Origin of the sequence: Plantactinospora sp. WMMB782 (genome assembly GCF_049179135.1) — a bacterium.
In the GTDB taxonomy this organism is placed as follows: Bacteria; Actinomycetota; Actinomycetes; order Mycobacteriales; family Micromonosporaceae; genus Plantactinospora.
The window spans coordinates 2,893,208-2,908,237 of the sequence record NZ_JBMHMC010000007.1; the positions used below are offsets into that span (position 1 = coordinate 2,893,208).

At 73.8% G+C, this 15,030-nt stretch carries 12 protein-coding genes; 4 read left to right on the forward strand and 8 right to left on the reverse strand.

Annotated features, from left to right (window positions below; genetic code table 11):
- Positions 1–138: 138 nt before the first annotated feature.
- Positions 139–2,955 (forward strand): ATP-binding protein, encoded by a 2,817-nt coding sequence (locus ACN28A_RS15285; protein WP_421395934.1) that lies wholly within the window; start codon positions 139–141, stop codon positions 2,953–2,955.
- Positions 2,956–3,065: 110 nt separating this feature from the next.
- Here ACN28A_RS15285 and ACN28A_RS15290 read toward each other — a convergent pair whose 3' ends face one another.
- From ACN28A_RS15290 to ACN28A_RS15305, 4 genes are all read right to left on the reverse strand, one after another.
- Positions 3,066–3,680: a dihydrofolate reductase family protein gene (locus ACN28A_RS15290; RefSeq protein ID WP_421395936.1), complete on the reverse strand. Its 615-nt coding sequence runs from the start codon at positions 3,678–3,680 to the stop codon at positions 3,066–3,068.
- A gap of 80 nt (positions 3,681–3,760) precedes the next feature.
- Positions 3,761–4,816, reverse strand: coding sequence for a hypothetical protein (locus tag ACN28A_RS15295; RefSeq protein ID WP_421395937.1), 1,056 nt, complete (start codon positions 4,814–4,816; stop codon positions 3,761–3,763).
- A gap of 207 nt (positions 4,817–5,023) precedes the next feature.
- Entirely contained in the window at positions 5,024–6,694 is a 1,671-nt protein-coding gene (locus ACN28A_RS15300) for a DUF885 domain-containing protein (protein WP_421395939.1), read from the reverse strand.
- Between the two features lie 77 nt (positions 6,695–6,771).
- Positions 6,772–7,368: a Uma2 family endonuclease gene (locus ACN28A_RS15305; protein ID WP_421395940.1), complete on the reverse strand. Its 597-nt coding sequence runs from the start codon at positions 7,366–7,368 to the stop codon at positions 6,772–6,774.
- An 87-nt stretch (positions 7,369–7,455) separates the two neighbouring features.
- Between ACN28A_RS15305 and ACN28A_RS15310 the strand changes: the two genes are divergently transcribed.
- Positions 7,456–8,460: a DMT family transporter gene (locus ACN28A_RS15310; protein WP_421395942.1), complete on the forward strand. Its 1,005-nt coding sequence runs from the start codon at positions 7,456–7,458 to the stop codon at positions 8,458–8,460.
- Between the two features lie 20 nt (positions 8,461–8,480).
- Here ACN28A_RS15310 and ACN28A_RS15315 read toward each other — a convergent pair whose 3' ends face one another.
- On the reverse strand, positions 8,481–9,554 hold the full coding sequence (locus ACN28A_RS15315) for a PHP domain-containing protein (protein ID WP_421395944.1): 1,074 nt from the start codon (positions 9,552–9,554) through the stop codon (positions 8,481–8,483).
- A gap of 237 nt (positions 9,555–9,791) precedes the next feature.
- Here ACN28A_RS15315 and ACN28A_RS15320 point away from each other — a divergent pair, with 237 nt between their 5' ends.
- Entirely contained in the window at positions 9,792–11,639 is a 1,848-nt protein-coding gene (locus ACN28A_RS15320) for a M48 family metalloprotease (protein ID WP_421395946.1), read from the forward strand.
- Positions 11,640–11,792: 153 nt separating this feature from the next.
- Positions 11,793–12,794 (forward strand): S-methyl-5-thioribose-1-phosphate isomerase, encoded by a 1,002-nt coding sequence (gene mtnA, locus ACN28A_RS15325; RefSeq protein WP_421395948.1) that lies wholly within the window; start codon positions 11,793–11,795, stop codon positions 12,792–12,794.
- On the opposite strand, the gene ACN28A_RS15330 is transcribed toward mtnA, so the two are convergent.
- From ACN28A_RS15330 to ACN28A_RS15340, 3 genes are all read right to left on the reverse strand, one after another.
- Positions 12,766–13,785, reverse strand: coding sequence for a prephenate dehydrogenase/arogenate dehydrogenase family protein (locus tag ACN28A_RS15330; RefSeq protein ID WP_421395949.1), 1,020 nt, complete (start codon positions 13,783–13,785; stop codon positions 12,766–12,768). The two genes, mtnA and ACN28A_RS15330, sit on opposite strands and share 29 nt — an antisense overlap.
- A gap of 91 nt (positions 13,786–13,876) precedes the next feature.
- On the reverse strand, positions 13,877–14,671 hold the full coding sequence (locus ACN28A_RS15335; RefSeq protein WP_421395951.1) for a M23 family metallopeptidase: 795 nt from the start codon (positions 14,669–14,671) through the stop codon (positions 13,877–13,879).
- A gap of 125 nt (positions 14,672–14,796) precedes the next feature.
- On the reverse strand, positions 14,797–15,030 hold the full coding sequence (locus tag ACN28A_RS15340; protein ID WP_421395953.1) for a hypothetical protein: 234 nt from the start codon (positions 15,028–15,030) through the stop codon (positions 14,797–14,799).

The following is a 15,030-nucleotide window of genomic DNA, read 5'->3' on the forward strand; positions in this document are numbered from 1 at the left end:
CAGGCCATCGTGACGAACGCAGCTCAGCCAGGGCGCGGCTGTGCCGGTACCGATGAATTCCGATCCGGGCGGGTGCGGAACGCCGCCGGGGAGCACCGGGCGGCCGTCGGGCAGCGGGCCGGGTGGCAGGATTGGCCGGTGACCGGGTTGCCGACGGAGAAGGTCTCCAGCCGCGAGGCCGAGGTACTCAGGCTGCTCGGTGCCCGGCTGTCGAACGCCGAGATCGCCGCCGAGTTGGTCATCTCGGTGCGTACCGTCGAAAGCCACGTCTCGGCGCTGCTCCGCAAGACCGGCGCGGCCGACCGGCGGGCACTCGCGGTGCTCGCGTCCGAACGGCAGCCGCTGGCGGCGCAGGCCGGGCGGACGACCGGGCCGCCCGTCCCCCGCACCAGCTTCGTCGGCCGGGAACCGGAGGCCGGCGCGGTGCGCAGCGCGCTCGCCGACGCCCGGCTGGTGACGCTGACCGGAACCGGCGGGGTGGGCAAGACCCGACTCGCGGTGCAGAGTGCGCTGGCCAGCCAGCCGGAATTCCCGGCCGGCGTGGCCTTCGTCGACCTGGTCCCGGTCCGGGACGGGTTCGTCGCCCAGGCGGTCGCGACCGCTCTCGGCGTCGCGCAGACCTCGCAGCAGCCGCTGGTGGAGGCGGTACTGGACCGGCTCGGCGAGGGGCGGTGGCTGCTCGTCCTGGACAACTGCGAACACCTGCTGGACGGGGCGGCCGGCTTCGTCGAACGCGTCCTCACCGCCTGCCCCGGCACGACGGTACTGGCCACCAGCCGCGAACGGCTCAGCCTCACCGGTGAGCGGGTCCTCCCGGTGCCGCCGCTGCCGCCGGCCGACGCGCCGAAACTCTTCCGGGACCGGGCCCTGGCCGCCGACCCGGGATTCCTCGACGACCCGCCGGCCGTCGCCGAACTCTGCGCCCGGCTCGACGGCGTGCCGCTGGCCATCGAACTCGCGGCGGCCCGCGGCGTGTCACTGGGCGCGGCCGGGCTGCTGACGGCCCTGGACGACCAGCTCCGGCTGCTCGCCGGCAGCCGCAGCGCGGACGAGCGGCACCGCTCGCTGCGTACCGTGATCGGCTGGAGTTACGACCTGCTGGACCCGGCCGAGCAGGCGTTGTTCCGCAGGCTCGCCGTATTCGCCGGACGGTTCGACCTGGCCGCGGCGGTCGCGGTCACCGGGACGGGCGGGCAGGCCGACGTGATCGACCTGCTCGGCCGGCTGGTCGACAAGAGCCTGGTGGTGCACGAACGCGCCGCACGACGGTGGCGACTGCTGGCGGTGGTCCGCGCCTACGCCCGCGAGCAGTTGGACCGGCACGGGGAACGCGCCGAGACCGCCGAGCGGCGGCGCGGCTGGGCCGCCGACGCCGCCGCCGAACTGGAGGAACGGCTCGACGGTCCCAGCCGGCCGGTGCAGGTCGCCGGCGACTGGCGGGACGACTTCGACGCCGTCGTCGACGACCTGCGGGCGGCCCTCGCGGAGACCCCGCCGGTAGCCGATCCGCTGGCGCACCGGTTGGCGCGCTCGCTCGGCCACCTGGCGTACGCCAGGCGGTTCCTGACCGACTCGCTCGACTACTACCGGCAGGCGGCCGAACGTGCCCCGAGTGACGTCGAGGCAGCCCGCGACCTACGCAGCGCATCGGACTGCGCGCACGTCGGCACCGCCTCCGGCATCGAGGCCGCCGAGCTGCTGCTGGCCTCGGCCGAGCGGGCGCGCGCCGGAGGCGACCGCAACGGCGAGGCGGTCACCCTGGCCCGGCTGGTGGAGTTGGCCAACCGGGGCTGTGGCCGGATCCCCGGACAGATCTCGGAACAGCGGATGCGCGGGCTGCTCGACGCGGCGGAGACCGCCGGTGACCGGGAGCAGCCGGTCGTCGCCGCCGCGCTGCGGCTCGCCGGGGCGTGGCAGACCGCCGGGCAGCGGGACGGTCCGGACCCGTCGCTGGCCGAGGCCGCCCTCGCGGCGGCCCGGGTCACCGGAGACCCGGTGCTGATCAGCGCCGGCCTGGACGCGGTGGGCGCCGTGGCGGCGCTGGCCGGGCGGCTCCGCGAGGCGCAGCGGATCGTGATCGAACGGTTCGACCTGCTCGCCCTGATGGACCGCAACGACCCGAGGAGCGCCCCGGAGATCGAGGACACCTTCAACGTCGCCGCCACCAACGCGTACCGCGTGGGTGACCTGCCCGGCGCGCGGCTCGTGGTGGAACGGGTCGCGGGCGACGAGTTGCTGGGCCGGCACTCCTACTTCTCGACCAGCGGAAGGATTCCGGTACTCGTGCTCGCCGGCGAGATCGACGAGGCGTTGGCACTCGCCGAGCGGGTCTGGGCCGGTTGGCAGCGCGCCGGCCGCCCGCCGGTCGGATGGTTGGCCGCGCCGATCGCCTTCACCGCGCTCGGCCACGGACTCCGCGGCGACAAGGGCCGCTTCCTGCTCTGGCGGCACAGGGTCAGCGAAGTCCTCAGCCCGGATGGGGCAGGGGCACTCGGGCCGGCTGCGGCCGGAGTAGTCGATCCGGGCGGGGTGGGTGGGCCGGCTCCCGCGTCGATCGTCTTCGCGGACGCCAGGGTGGCCGTGCACCGAAACGATCTCGCCGACGCGGCCGGCCTGGTCGAGCGGGCCTCCGCCGAGTTCCCCGGCGGCCGGTTCGAGCTGTACGCCCGCGCCGCCGGAGCCGAACTGGCGGTACTCGCCGACCTGCCGGACGTGGACGAACGGCTGGCGGCGGCGGTCGACAGCGCGGCCGAGCACGACTGGGCCACGGCCTGCCTGTCCCGGGCCCGGTGGCGCCGCACCGGCGATCCCGCCGCACTGGCTGCCGCGCTCGTCGGCTTCGAGAAGATCTCCGCCCGGTTCGAACGGGCCTGCACCCTGCTGCTCGACCCGGAACGCACCGCCGAGGGACACGCCGAACTCGCCGCCCTCGGCATCCCCGAGCCCGGGGCGTGAGCACGTCCCCGAGCCCGGGGCGTGAGCACGTCCCCGAGCCCGGGCATGAATACCGGTGCCGGCCCTCGCCACGCCGGAGCGGAGCGAGGGCCGGCACCACCGGCGGAGGCTCAGCCCTGCTCGGAGCCGGTCGGCCGGTAGCTGAGGATGACCACGCCGGAGTCGAGCACCCGCTGCCCGGCGAACTCCAGCGGCATGCTGGCGGTCTCCCGGAAGAGCAGGTCGCCGTCCTGCTCACCGCGTCCACTGCCGACCAGGACCGGAGTCAGCCAGAACCGCACCTCGTCCAGGAGGCCGTGCTCCAGCAGGGTGTGCGCGAGCTGGCCGAAGCCGTAGACCAGGATGTCCTGGCCCGGCTGTCGCTTCAGGGCGGCGACCTCCTCGGCGACGTTTCCGCTGATGATCGTCGAGTTCTGCCACTCCGCCTTCTCCAGCGTCGTGGAGACCACGTACTTGGCCATCGTGTTCATCCGGTCGGCGAAGCCGGTCCCGTCCGACGGCATGTTCGGCCAGGCCTGGGCGAACCCGTCGTAGGTGGCGCGGCCGAGCAGCAGCGCGTCGCTGGCGAAGAGTTGGTCGAGGGCGTACCGCTGGCCGTCGGAACCCATGTAGGGCAACGACCACAGGTGCGGGTTGCCGATGACCCCGTCCAGGGAGACGAAGGTCGACGCGATGACCTTCCGGTTCGTGTCGGGTCGGGTGGTGGTGCTGGTTGCCTCGGACATGTTCCTGGTCCTTCCGAATCCTCTGGCGTGCTGTGGAAACTCTTTGGTGTGTTGTCGGGAAGTCGTGCGACGGTGCGTCGCTAGTCGGGCATCTTGATCAGATCGGCGGCGTGCAGGGCCGCCGCCAGCGCGTCCGGATGTCCGGTCCGGGCGTGGACGTCCGCTGCCGTGTCGGCGAACTTGATGACGTGCTCGTCACCGTGCGCGACCGCCCGGTCGAGTACCTCGGCCAGCGCGTCGGGCCAGGCCGGGGCGGTCGGCAGTGCCGAGTCGGGTGCCGGCTCGGTGGGGGCGTACCCGGCGAAGACCGCCGCGGTGGCCGCCCAGACCGCCGACAGGCTCGGCGCCCACAGCCGCGTCGGCAGGGCGGGCAGCGCCTGTAGCACGGCGTTGGGCGCGGTCGCCGTGTGCACCAGGAGCACCGGATGGCCGTGCCCGTGCCGGAGGTACCGCAGGGTCGCCGCCGTGACCAGGTCGGTCAGCCGGGCGCGGGCATCCTCGGGATCGGTGGCCGGACGCAGCGCGCCGACCGACCGGGGCCAGCCGTCGAGCCGGGCCACCTGGTCGAGCCGGGCCGCCACCCCGCCCTGCTGCTCCGGAATGCGTGGCACCAGGTCCAGGGCGCCACCGGGTTCGAGCCGGCCGACCGGCTCGTCCGCGGGCGGCAGGGCGGTGGACCGGGCGGCCCAGAACGCCAGCCCGTGCGTGAGTTCGGTGACCGCCACACCGCTCTCCGGACCGGCCAGCAGGGTCCGTACGACGTGCCCGACCCGGATCACCCCGTGCGTCGTACCGGCGGCGATACCGGGCAGCAACCGTGGCCACCAGGTACCCAGTACCTCCCGCCACGGCCGCTCGGCGACGAGTTCGGCGAAGTACGATGCCCAGTCCGCGACCCGCCGCCCGTCGCCCAGCGCCTCGGCCCAGTTGTCGTCGCCGATCCGGTCACCCGCCGACGGCAGGTCGTCCAGCCGACGGGCGTACCGGTCGACCCAGCGGTGCACCTCGGTCCCCCGTCCGCGCCGGACCAGCACCTCCACCGCCATCGGGCCGTGGTTGCTCAGTTGGTGTTCGCCCCACTCCGGTCCGGTGCTGTGGAAGCGGTGGTACGCCTCGGCCAACGTTCCGGCACCCATCGGTCCACCCCCTCGGAAGCTCGTTCGGGTACGGCAACCAGCCTCGCCGCCGGAGCCGGTACCGACATCCGTGCTGAGCACGGAAACGAGTACGGACCCGGAGCACCAAGGCCGGGCACGGACGGAACGGCAAACGGTCCCCACCTGTGTCGGCACAGGTGGGGACCGTTGTCCGGGTCGACGGGGCGACCGCCCCGGAGCAGGAGCCTAGATCCGGGCGAGCGCGGAGCGCAGCGGGTCCAGGCCGAGCGAGCCGAGGTCGAGCGCGGCCCGGTGGAACTCCTTGAGGTCGAAGGCGGCACCCTTGCGGGCCTTCGCCTCCTCCCGGGCCTGCATCCAGATCCGCTCGCCGACCTTGTACGACGGCGCCTGACCCGGCCAGCCCAGATAGCGGTTCAGTTCGAAGCGCAGGTTCTCGTCCGGCACCCGGCAGTGCGCCCGCATGAACTCCCAGCCCAGCTCGGGAGTCCACCGCTGCCCCGGGTGGAAGCCGAACGGGTTGTCCCGGGGGATCTCCAGCTCCAGGTGCATGCCGATGTCCACGATCACCCGGGCGGCCCGGAACGCCTGCCCGTCAAGCATGCCGAGCTTGTCGCCGGGGTCGGCGAGGTAGCCCAGCTCGTCCATCAGCCGCTCGGAGTAGAGCGCCCAACCCTCGCCGTGCCCCGAGGTCCAGCAGAGCAGCCGTTGCCAGCGGTTGAGCAGGTCGGCCCGGACCTGGGTCTGTGCCACCTGGAGGTGGTGCCCCGGCACGCCCTCGTGGAAGACGGTGGTCACCTCGCGCCAGGTGGAGAACTCGGTGATGCCCTGCGGCACCGCCCACCACATCCGACCCGGCCGGGAGAAGTCCTCGCTCGGGCCGGTGTAGTAGATGGCGCCGTCGCTCGTCGGCGCGAGGCAGCACTCGATCCGGCGTACCTGCTCCGGGATGTCGAAGTGCGTGCCGTGCAGCTCGGCGATCGCCTTGTCGGCCAGCGCCTGCATCCAGTCCCGGAACGCCTCCTTGCCCTGGATCCGGCGGGCCGGGTCGGCGTCCAGCGCGGCCGCCGCCGCGTCGATGTCGGCGCCCGGACCGGCGATCTCCGCCGCCACCGTGCGCATCTCGGCCTCCAGCCGGGCGAGCTCCTCGAACCCCCACGCGTACGTCTCCGCGAGGTCGACCCGGGCGCCGAGGAAGTACTGCGAGGCGAGTTCGTAGCGGTCCCGCCCGGCGGCCTGCTTCTCCCGGCCCAGCGGGGCGAGTTCGTCGCGCAGGAAGTGCCCGAAGGCGGCGGTGGCGGCGGTGGCCGCGGCGGCACCCCGGCGCAGGTCGGCGGCGAGCGCGGGCTCGGCCTCCAGCCGCTCGACCAGGGAGTGGAAGAAGTTGTCGCCGTCCGGGTCGGTCCAGATGTCGCACTGCTTGGCGACCTCGACGATCTGCACCCGGGAGCTGACGTGCCCGGCCTGGGCGGCGGTACGCAGCGTCGTCTTGTAGGACTCCAGCGCCCCGGCGAACTTGCCCAGCCGGGCGGCGATGTTGCCGACCGCCTCGGCACCCTCGGCCGGCATCAGGTCGAAGACCTGCCGCAGATCGTGCAGCCCGCTGGCGATGACGTTCAGCTCACTTGTCGTCTCGCCCGCCTCGTACCGGGCGAGTTCCAGGCCCAGCCGCTCCTGCATCGCCTCCTTGGCGGTCCGTTCCGCCTCGGAGTCCGGCTCGGTGGCCTCGAGTGCGGTGAGCGTCCGCCGGGTCAGTTCGGCCTGGCCGGCGAAGCCGTCCGGCGAGAGGTCGCCGAGCTGGTCGTCGTACCCCCCGATGCCGACGTAGGTCGCGCCGACGGGATTGAGCCGGGCCCAGTCGTCGACGTAGCGGTCGGCCAACTCGTTGATTCGTCCCACGCCGACGACCCTACGGGATGTCGGCGGCTTCGCTCACCCGCGTTACCGGCGCGGCGGTGCCGCCGGACGACAGGCGGTCAGGGCAGCAGCTCGCGCGGGTCGAAGTCGATCTCGAAGGGCTCGCCGGCCCGGAGCCGCTGCCCGCAGACCGCCTCGGCGGTGCGCCGGTATTCGCCGTCGGTCAGGCTGAACAGCTCGACGGCGGCGTGCCGGAGCCGGCGGACGATCTCCACCCGCATGAAGTACGGGACGCCGCCCTCGGCACACCGTTTCGGCTTGTCGACGAAGTCCTGCTTCCGGCTGCCCTGCGAGACGAACTCGACCGCCATGGTGCAGAGCCGCACCGGCACCCACTTGTCCTCCTCGTCGGTCTGCGGCAGCGCGTGCAGGATCGTGACGTCCGGTTGGATCCACTGCCGCAACTCGAAGGTGAGGTTCACCGGGCCGTAGACGTAGAATCCGGCCGCCCGCGCGGCGGGTCGAAGCAGGTGGGCGAGCGACATTTCTCCGTAGCTGTTGGCACCGACTTCTGCCGGGGTCATCACTAACCTTCCGTTGATGCACTCGTAACGTGCGGTAGGCAGTTCCGGCAGCGGAAGATAGCGGTCGGCGAGCTGGGTTGTCCACATGCCGTCGAAGTCCACCAGCGGATCGAACTGTGCCGGCATGGCCATGGGTCACCTCCTCGACGCGGTCGACGGTACCAACCCATTGTCCGGGATCTGTGGCGCTGGACACGAGGTGCGGGAAATCGCGGGACAATGTCGCACCCCTGGACCAGAGTGTCAGGGGTGACAACGGCTACCACCCCTGACAAGGCTGCTCTCCGCTCCTGGCTGCCGGGCTTCATCGCGCTCGCCGCCATCTGGGGATCGAGCTTCCTGTTCATCAAGGTCGGCATCCGGGAGCTGCACCCGGTCCACGTCACCCTCGGCCGGGTCGGCACCGGCGCGATCACCCTGCTGGTGGTGCTCGCGGTGCTCCGCGACCGGCTGCCCCGCGATCCGGTGCTCTGGCTGCACACCGCAGTCCTGGCCGCCGTCGGGGTGGCCCTGCCGTTCACCCTCTTCGGCTACGGCGAGCAGCGGGTCTCCTCGATGCTCGCCGGCATCTGGAACGCGACCACCCCACTGCTGGTACTGCCGCTGGCGGTGCTGGTGTTCCGCACCGAACGGATGACCGCCCGCCGGGGCATCGGGCTCGGCCTCGGCTTCGCCGGCGTGCTGGTGGTGCTGGGGGTGTGGCAGGGACTCGGCGGCGCCGAGTTCACCGGCCAGCTGATGTGCCTCGGGGCAGCGGCCTGCTACGGGGTGTCGATCCCTTACCAGAAGCGGTTCGTCGCCGGCCGGGCCGAGTCCGGGCTGGCGATCTCCGCCGCACAGCTGGTGATGGCGACGGCACAGCTCGGCATCGCCGCCCCGCTGATCGCCGGCGCCCCGCCGGTGCCGACCCGGCTCTCCGTCGACGTGATCGCCAGCGTGCTGGCCCTGGGCGCGCTCGGCACCGGCCTCGCATTCGTGATCAACATGCGCAACATCCGGCTGGCCGGCGCGAGTACGGCGTCGATGGTCACCTACGTCATCCCGGTCTTCGCGGTGCTGATCGGAGTACTCGCGCTCGGCGAGCACCTGGCCTGGTACCAGCCGGTCGGCGCGGCGATCGTACTGGCCGGGGTGGCGGTCTCGCAGGGGCTGTTCGGCCGGCGGCGGCGTCCCGCCGTACCGGCCGGGATGCCGCCCGAGTTGGCCGGCTCAGCCCGGGTGTGATCCCGCCCGAGTTGGCCGGCTCAGCCCGGGTGTGAGGCGGTCCAGTCCAGCAGCTCACCGGCCGACCAGGTGTTCACCACCCGCTCCGCCGGTACGCCGCACAGCACGGCCCGCTCGCAGCCGAACCGCTGCCAGTCGAGCTGGCCCGGGGCGTGCGCGTCGGTGTCGACGGCGAACCGGCAGCCCGCCTCCACGGCCAGCCGGAGCAGCCGCTTCGGCGGGTCCTGCCGCTCCGGCCGAGAGTTGATCTCGACAGCCTTGTCGTACTCGGCACACGCGGCGAAGACCGCCTCGGCGTCGAACTCGCTCGGCGGCCGGGTACGCGCCCGGTGCCCACGGTCGCCGGGACCGGTCACCCCGGGTGGCCGGGACGAGACCATCCGCCCGGTGCAGTGGCCGAGGATGTCCAGGTGCGGGTTGGCGACCGCGGCCAGCATCCGCCGGGTCATCCGGGCCTTCGGGTCCCGCAGGTTGCTGTGCACCGAGCCGACCACCACGTCCAGCCGGGCCAGCAGCTCCTCGTCCTGGTCCAGCGAGCCGTCGTCGAGGATGTCCACCTCGATCCCGGTGAGGATCCGGAAGCCCTCCGGCAGCGCGTCGTTCACCGCCGCGACGTAGTCGAGCTGCCGGCGCAACCGGGCGGCGGTCAGCCCCCGGGCCACGGTCAGCCGCGGCGAGTGGTCGGTGAGTACCAGATATTCGTGCCCCAGCTCGACGGCGGCGAGCGCCATCTCCTCGATCGGCGAGCCGCCGTCCGACCAGTCGGAGTGGCTGTGACAGTCGCCGCGCAGTGCCGCCCGCAACGCGGCGGCCTCCTCGCCCAGGTCGAGCCCCTCGGTGGCGAGCAGCCGGCGCAGATAGACCGGCTCCTCGCCGCGCAGCGACTCGGCGACGGTCCGGGCGGTCACGTCGCCGACCCCGGGAAGTTCGGTGAGGGTGCCCGCCGCGGCCCGGCTCGCCAGCTCCTCGGCGGGCAGCTCGGCCAGGACCTTGGCGGCCGACCGGAACGCCCTGACCCGGAAGGTGGCCTCGTTCGCCCGCTCCAGCAGGAAGGCGATTCGGCGCAAATCGGCGAGGGGGTCCCGTCCGGTCATGCCGATCAGGTTAGCCAGTGAACCCACTGTTTCTTACCCGGCAGGGCGGTTCTGCCTCTCGGCGGGGCGGTGCTGCCTCTCGTCAGGGCGGTGCTGCCTCTCAGCGGGGCGGTGCTGCCTCTCGGCGGGGCGGCGGAACGGGGTTGCCGGGCTTCGGCGCTCGTCGTAGTGTCCGTCCGCCGCCGCCCGCGTAGCACACGTCCGGGCGGGACGCATCTCAACGGGGGAGGACAGAAGGTGGTCGCCACTTTCCGGGCGCTGGCGTCGGTGTTGATGCTCGCCGGGTTCTACGTCGTCGCGCTGGCCCAGTTCGGCGGCGCGGTGGCCCTGGGCATCTGGCTCACGTCGGTACTCAACGGCGTACTCGCACTGAAGATCGTCTTTCCACTCTTCGTGGCCACGGTCGGCGCCGTCTCGGTCGCGCTCTGGAAGGCCGTCCGGGCCAGGCCGGAGCCGCCGGAAGGGCTACCGGTCGGCCCGGACCAGGCCCCGGAGCTGTGGCGTACGGTGCACGAGCTGGCCGGCGTGGTCGGCACAAGGGTGCCGGACGAGATCCGGCTGCTGCCCGAGGTCAACGCGGCGGTCACCGAGGACGCCAAACTGCTCGGCCTGATCAGCGGCCGGCGCATCCTCTACATCGGACTGCCCCTGCTCCAGGCGATGAGCGTCGACCAGGTCCGCTCGGTACTCGCACACGAGCTGGGGCACTACTCGGGGCGGCACACCCGGCTCGGCGCGGTGGCGTACCGGGGCCGGCTCGCCCTCGGCGGCACCATCAACCGGATCGGTCCGGGCAACCCGGTCGGCTGGGTGTTCAAGGGCTACGCCCGGCTCTACCTGCTTGTCGACAACGCCGCCTCGCGGCGGCAGGAACTGGAGGCCGACCGCGCCTCCGTGCAGGTCGCCGGGCGGGCCGCCGCCGCCTCCGCACTGCGCGAGTTGCCGGTCCTCGACGCGGCCTGGGGCTTCTACTTCCAGCGGTACGTGCACCCCGGATGGGAGGCCGGGTTCGTCCCCGACGACCTCTTCGGCGGCTTCCACGCCCTGCTCGGCGCCAGGCAGGCGGAACTGGCTGAACTGCGCGGCAACGAGCCGGACGGCACCGGATCACGCTGGGACACCCACCCGCCGATCCCGGAGCGGATCTCGGTGATCGCCACCGCCCCCGACGTACCCCGACCCGCCGACAACCGGCCCGGCTACGCGCTCCTTCCGCAGATCGCCGCGCTCGGCCGGCGGCTCCAGGACCGGGTCGTCGACGTCGGCGACCGGCAGGTGCTGCCCTGGCCGCAGTTCACCCACGCGATGGTCGCGGCCGGCGTCCAGCGGCAGACCGACGCCGTCTTCCGGGCCCTCGGCCGGTTCACCGGGGCGCCCGAGCCGGGCCTGCCGGTGCTGTTCGACGTGGTCCAGGCGGGGCGGTTGGGCGAGTTCGCCGAGCAGTTCTTCCCGGACGCCGACCGCCCCGAGGCGGCCCGCAGGTTCGCCGAGCCGATGGAGACGCTGTTGCAGAGCGCGGCGGTCACCGCGCAGGCGGCCTGGTGGCAGCACTCGTGGTCCGAGCCGGCCAGGCTGGTCGGACGGGACGGTGGGCCGATCTCGTTCGCCGCGATCGCCGAACTGGCCGTCTCGGCGCAGACCCTGCCCGAGGCGGTCGCCCGGCTCACCGCACTCGGCATCGACCCCACGCACGGCCGGGTGGTGCAGCGCCGGGCCACCGCCAACGGCGCCCGGCTGCTCGCCGGGCTCGCCAACATCAAGGTCGACGGCGTCGAGCACGACGTGCTGATGCTCGACCGCGGGCTGGTGCTGATCGGCAACCCCGGCAAGGCCGACAAGGGTACGAAGCGGCTGCGTGAACTGGTCAGCTCCACCCCGGTCGCCGAACTGGCCGGCCGGCACCAGTTCCTGCCGTTCGAGGAGGTCGCCGGTGTCACCATCCGCAAACAGGTGCCGTTGAAGGCCGAACTCGTGCTGCACGACGGCCGCCGGCTGGCCTTGCAGGAGGCGTGGAGCAGCGAACTGCTGGAGAAGAAGAGCCGCGACACCCTGCTGGAGGCGCTGCGGTCGTTCGGCGAGAGCTGACCCGGCCCGGCCGTCCCGGGCGGCGGTCGCCGGCTCGGGCGTTCCGGGCGGCGGTCGCCGGCTCGGGCGTTCCGGGCGGCGGTCGCCGGCTCGGGCGTTCCGGGCGTGGTCAGGGGCTCGCCGGCAACGGGACGCGGCCGTACCCTGGCGGCCATGCGCACGATCGACTGGGTTGACGGTGCCGTCGAACTGATCGACCAGACCGCCCTGCCGGGCCGGCTCACCGTGCTCCGGCTGGACACCGTCGACGAACTGGTCGCGGCGATCCGGCGGCTCGCCGTACGCGGGGCTCCGGCGCTCGGCGTGGCCGGTGCGCTCGGGGTCGCGCTCGCCGCGTACCGGGCGGGCGACGCCACGGCCGCGGTACGCCGGCTGGAGCACGCGCGGCCGACGGCGGTGAACCTGGCCCGGGGCGTACGCCGGGCCGCCGCCCGGCTGCCGGAGGGCGCCGACGCGGTACTCGCCGAGGCGCTGGCGGTCCGGGACGAGGAGATCGCCGCCTCGGCCGCGATGGCCAACCTCGGCGCCGACCTGCTGGCCGAACTCTGCGGGGCACGCCCCCGACTGCTCACCCACTGCAACACCGGCGCGCTGGCGGCGGTGGTCGGCGGCACCGCCCTCGGCGCGGTACTCGAACTGCACCGCCGGGACGCCCTCGGCGGCGTACTGGCCAGCGAGACCCGGCCGCTGTTGCAGGGTGCCCGGCTGACCGCCTGGGAACTGGGCCGGGCCGGCGTGCCGTACCGGGTGGCGGTGGACGGGGCGGGTCCGTTCCTGATGGCCCGGGGCGAGGTCGACGGGGTGGTACTCGGCGCCGACCGGATCTGCGCCAACGGCGACGTGATCAACAAGATCGGCACGTACGCGCACGCGCTCGGCGCCCGCCGGGCCGGCATCCCGTTCGTGGTCGTCGCGCCGGAGTCGACAGTCGACCCGGAGACCGCCGACGGTGCGCAGGTCGAGATCGAGGACCGGGGCGCCGACGAGGTGCTGTCGTACGGCCACGCGGCGGCGCGACACGACGGCCGGCCGGCCGGCGAGGGCGGGACCGTGGACGCGGTGAACCCGGCCTTCGACGTGACCCCGTACGAGCTGGTCACGGCGATCGTCACCGAGCGGCGGGTGATCAGGCTGGATCGGGGGGAGCGGGTCTGACGGCGGTGACCGTACGCCGGTCCCCGGCGACCCGGGTCACCCAGCCACCGGCCCGACCGAGCCCGAGCAGCGCGTCGGGCCGGGCCGGCAACTCGACCGAGCCGCCCGCCCGGGGCGGCCAGGCCCGCCGGGCCGCCGAGCCGGGCGCCAGCCAGTCGCGCAGCGCGCCGATCGGGTCCGCCGCGCCGAGCGCCGCGCGGGCACCGTCCAGTTCCCGCAGTACCGCGTCCAGCGCCGGCCCGACCGCCGCCGCGTTGCCGCCGCACATCGCCGCCACCAGGTCCGGGCGGGTCGCCGCGACCCGGGTGCCGTCCCGGAACGAGCCGGCGGCCAGGGTGCCGGCCAGCGGATCGGCGGCGGCGACCGCCGCGACCGCGCTGGCCAGCAGATGGGGTACGTGACTGACGGCGGCCACCGCCCGGTCGTGCTCGGCGGCCACCGCCGGCACCACCCGGGCGCCGAGGCCGGTCAGCACCGCGGCCAGGGTCAACCAGTCGTCCGTCGAGGTCGTGCCCGGTTCGAGGCAGAGCACCCAGGCACAGCCGGTGAACAGGGCCGGATCGGCGGCACCGAAGCCGGAGGTCTCCCGGCCCGCCATCGGGTGCCCGCCGACGAAACCGGCCCGCCGGTCGGTACCGCCGTGCGGGTGCCGGCCGACCAGGTGCCGCTCCACCAGGCGGCGCACCGGCTCCTTGACCGAGGTGACGTCGGTGACCAGTCCGGTGTAGCCGGATCCGGCGATCTCGTCGAGCACCCCGGCCACCGCCGGCAGCGGTACGGCGACCACCACCAGTTCGGCGCCGGCCACCGCGTCGCGTACCGTCCGGGCGACCTGCCAGCGGTGTGCCGCCGGCGCCTGTGCGGCGGCGGTCCGGGCGGTGGCCCTGGTCGCCGGGTCGGCGTCGTAGCCGAGCACCGCGTGACCCGTCGAGGCCAGTGCCCGCAGCACCGAGCCGCCGATGAGTCCGAGCCCGATCACCGCGACGTCCACGTCCGGAACTCTCGCACACCGGATCCAGCCGGCCGAACAGGCTCGGCCGGCGACGGGCGTACCCGGTCGCCGTCCTGGCGGTGCGCCGCGACTACGGCGCCTTCGGACAGCCGTTGTCGGCCCGCCAGTCCCGCACCTTGGCGGCCGGTGACGTGTTCCGCTTCTTCCGCCAGGCGTCCAGGAACGACGCCGGCCAGACCACGCCGCGCCGGATCCACCAGTCGGCGGTCTTCTGGCACGGCGGCGAGATGCCGAAGTGCAGATGGCAGACGTTGTTGGCGTTGCCCGTCTTGCCCACCGTGCCGACCTGCTGCCCGGCGCGCACCCGGACGCCCGCCTCGATGCCACCGGTCACGTTTGTCAGGTGGGAGCCGTAGTAGCGGACGCCGTCGTCGCCGAGCAGCGAGACCGACTTGCCGCCGTTGTCCGGCCCCTGCGGCCCGGACTTGCTGTACCGGTCGACCCGGCTCACCTCGAGGACCCGGCCGCTCGTCACGGCGACCACCGGCGAGCCGCAGTTGGCGAAGATGTCGGTGGCCGGGTACGCCGAGTGGGTCGGATGGTAGGCGACGTTCCCCGTCTGCACCGGGAAGACGTACCTGCCGCCGGTCGCCGGCGGTGGGGTGCCGGGCTTCTTCGACGGCGACCTGCTCGGCTTCGCGCTGACGGTCGGCGTCGGCGTCGGCACGGCGGTCGGCGTACCGCCCTCGGCGGACGGGCTCGACGTGGCCGAGGTGTCCATCGGCTCGAAGGCCGGCGCGCCGCTCGGCTGTCGGGTGTCGGCGCAACCGGCTGCAAGCGCGGTCACCGTCACCAGCAGGACGGCGACCGGGTACGCCCGTCGCCGGCCGATCCGGCCCGGTTCCGCTGATCCTCCCCATGGCATTCGGTCATAGTGGCAGACCCGCCCCGAGCCCGCCGGCCCGGAGCGCCTGCGGAAGCTCGCGAACCGTTGGGTCGGCGGAGTCGGCGGGTAGGCTGCGGGGCGGGTGGACCATCCGGCCGGCTGGATCACCGGGGTCGGGCGGCGCCCGTGGTGGGTACCCGGACCGATGTGCCCGGGTGGGAGGGAGCGGGATCGTGGCGGAACAGCCGGGACCGCAACCCGGGCCCGGCCTGGCGCCCCCCGGATCGCCGCAGCCCGGCCAGCCGAATGCGCCCGGCCAGCCGCCCCAGCCCGGCCAGCCGCCCCAGCCCGGCCAGCCGCCCCAGCCCGGCCAGCCGCCCCAGCCGGGTGTGCTGCAA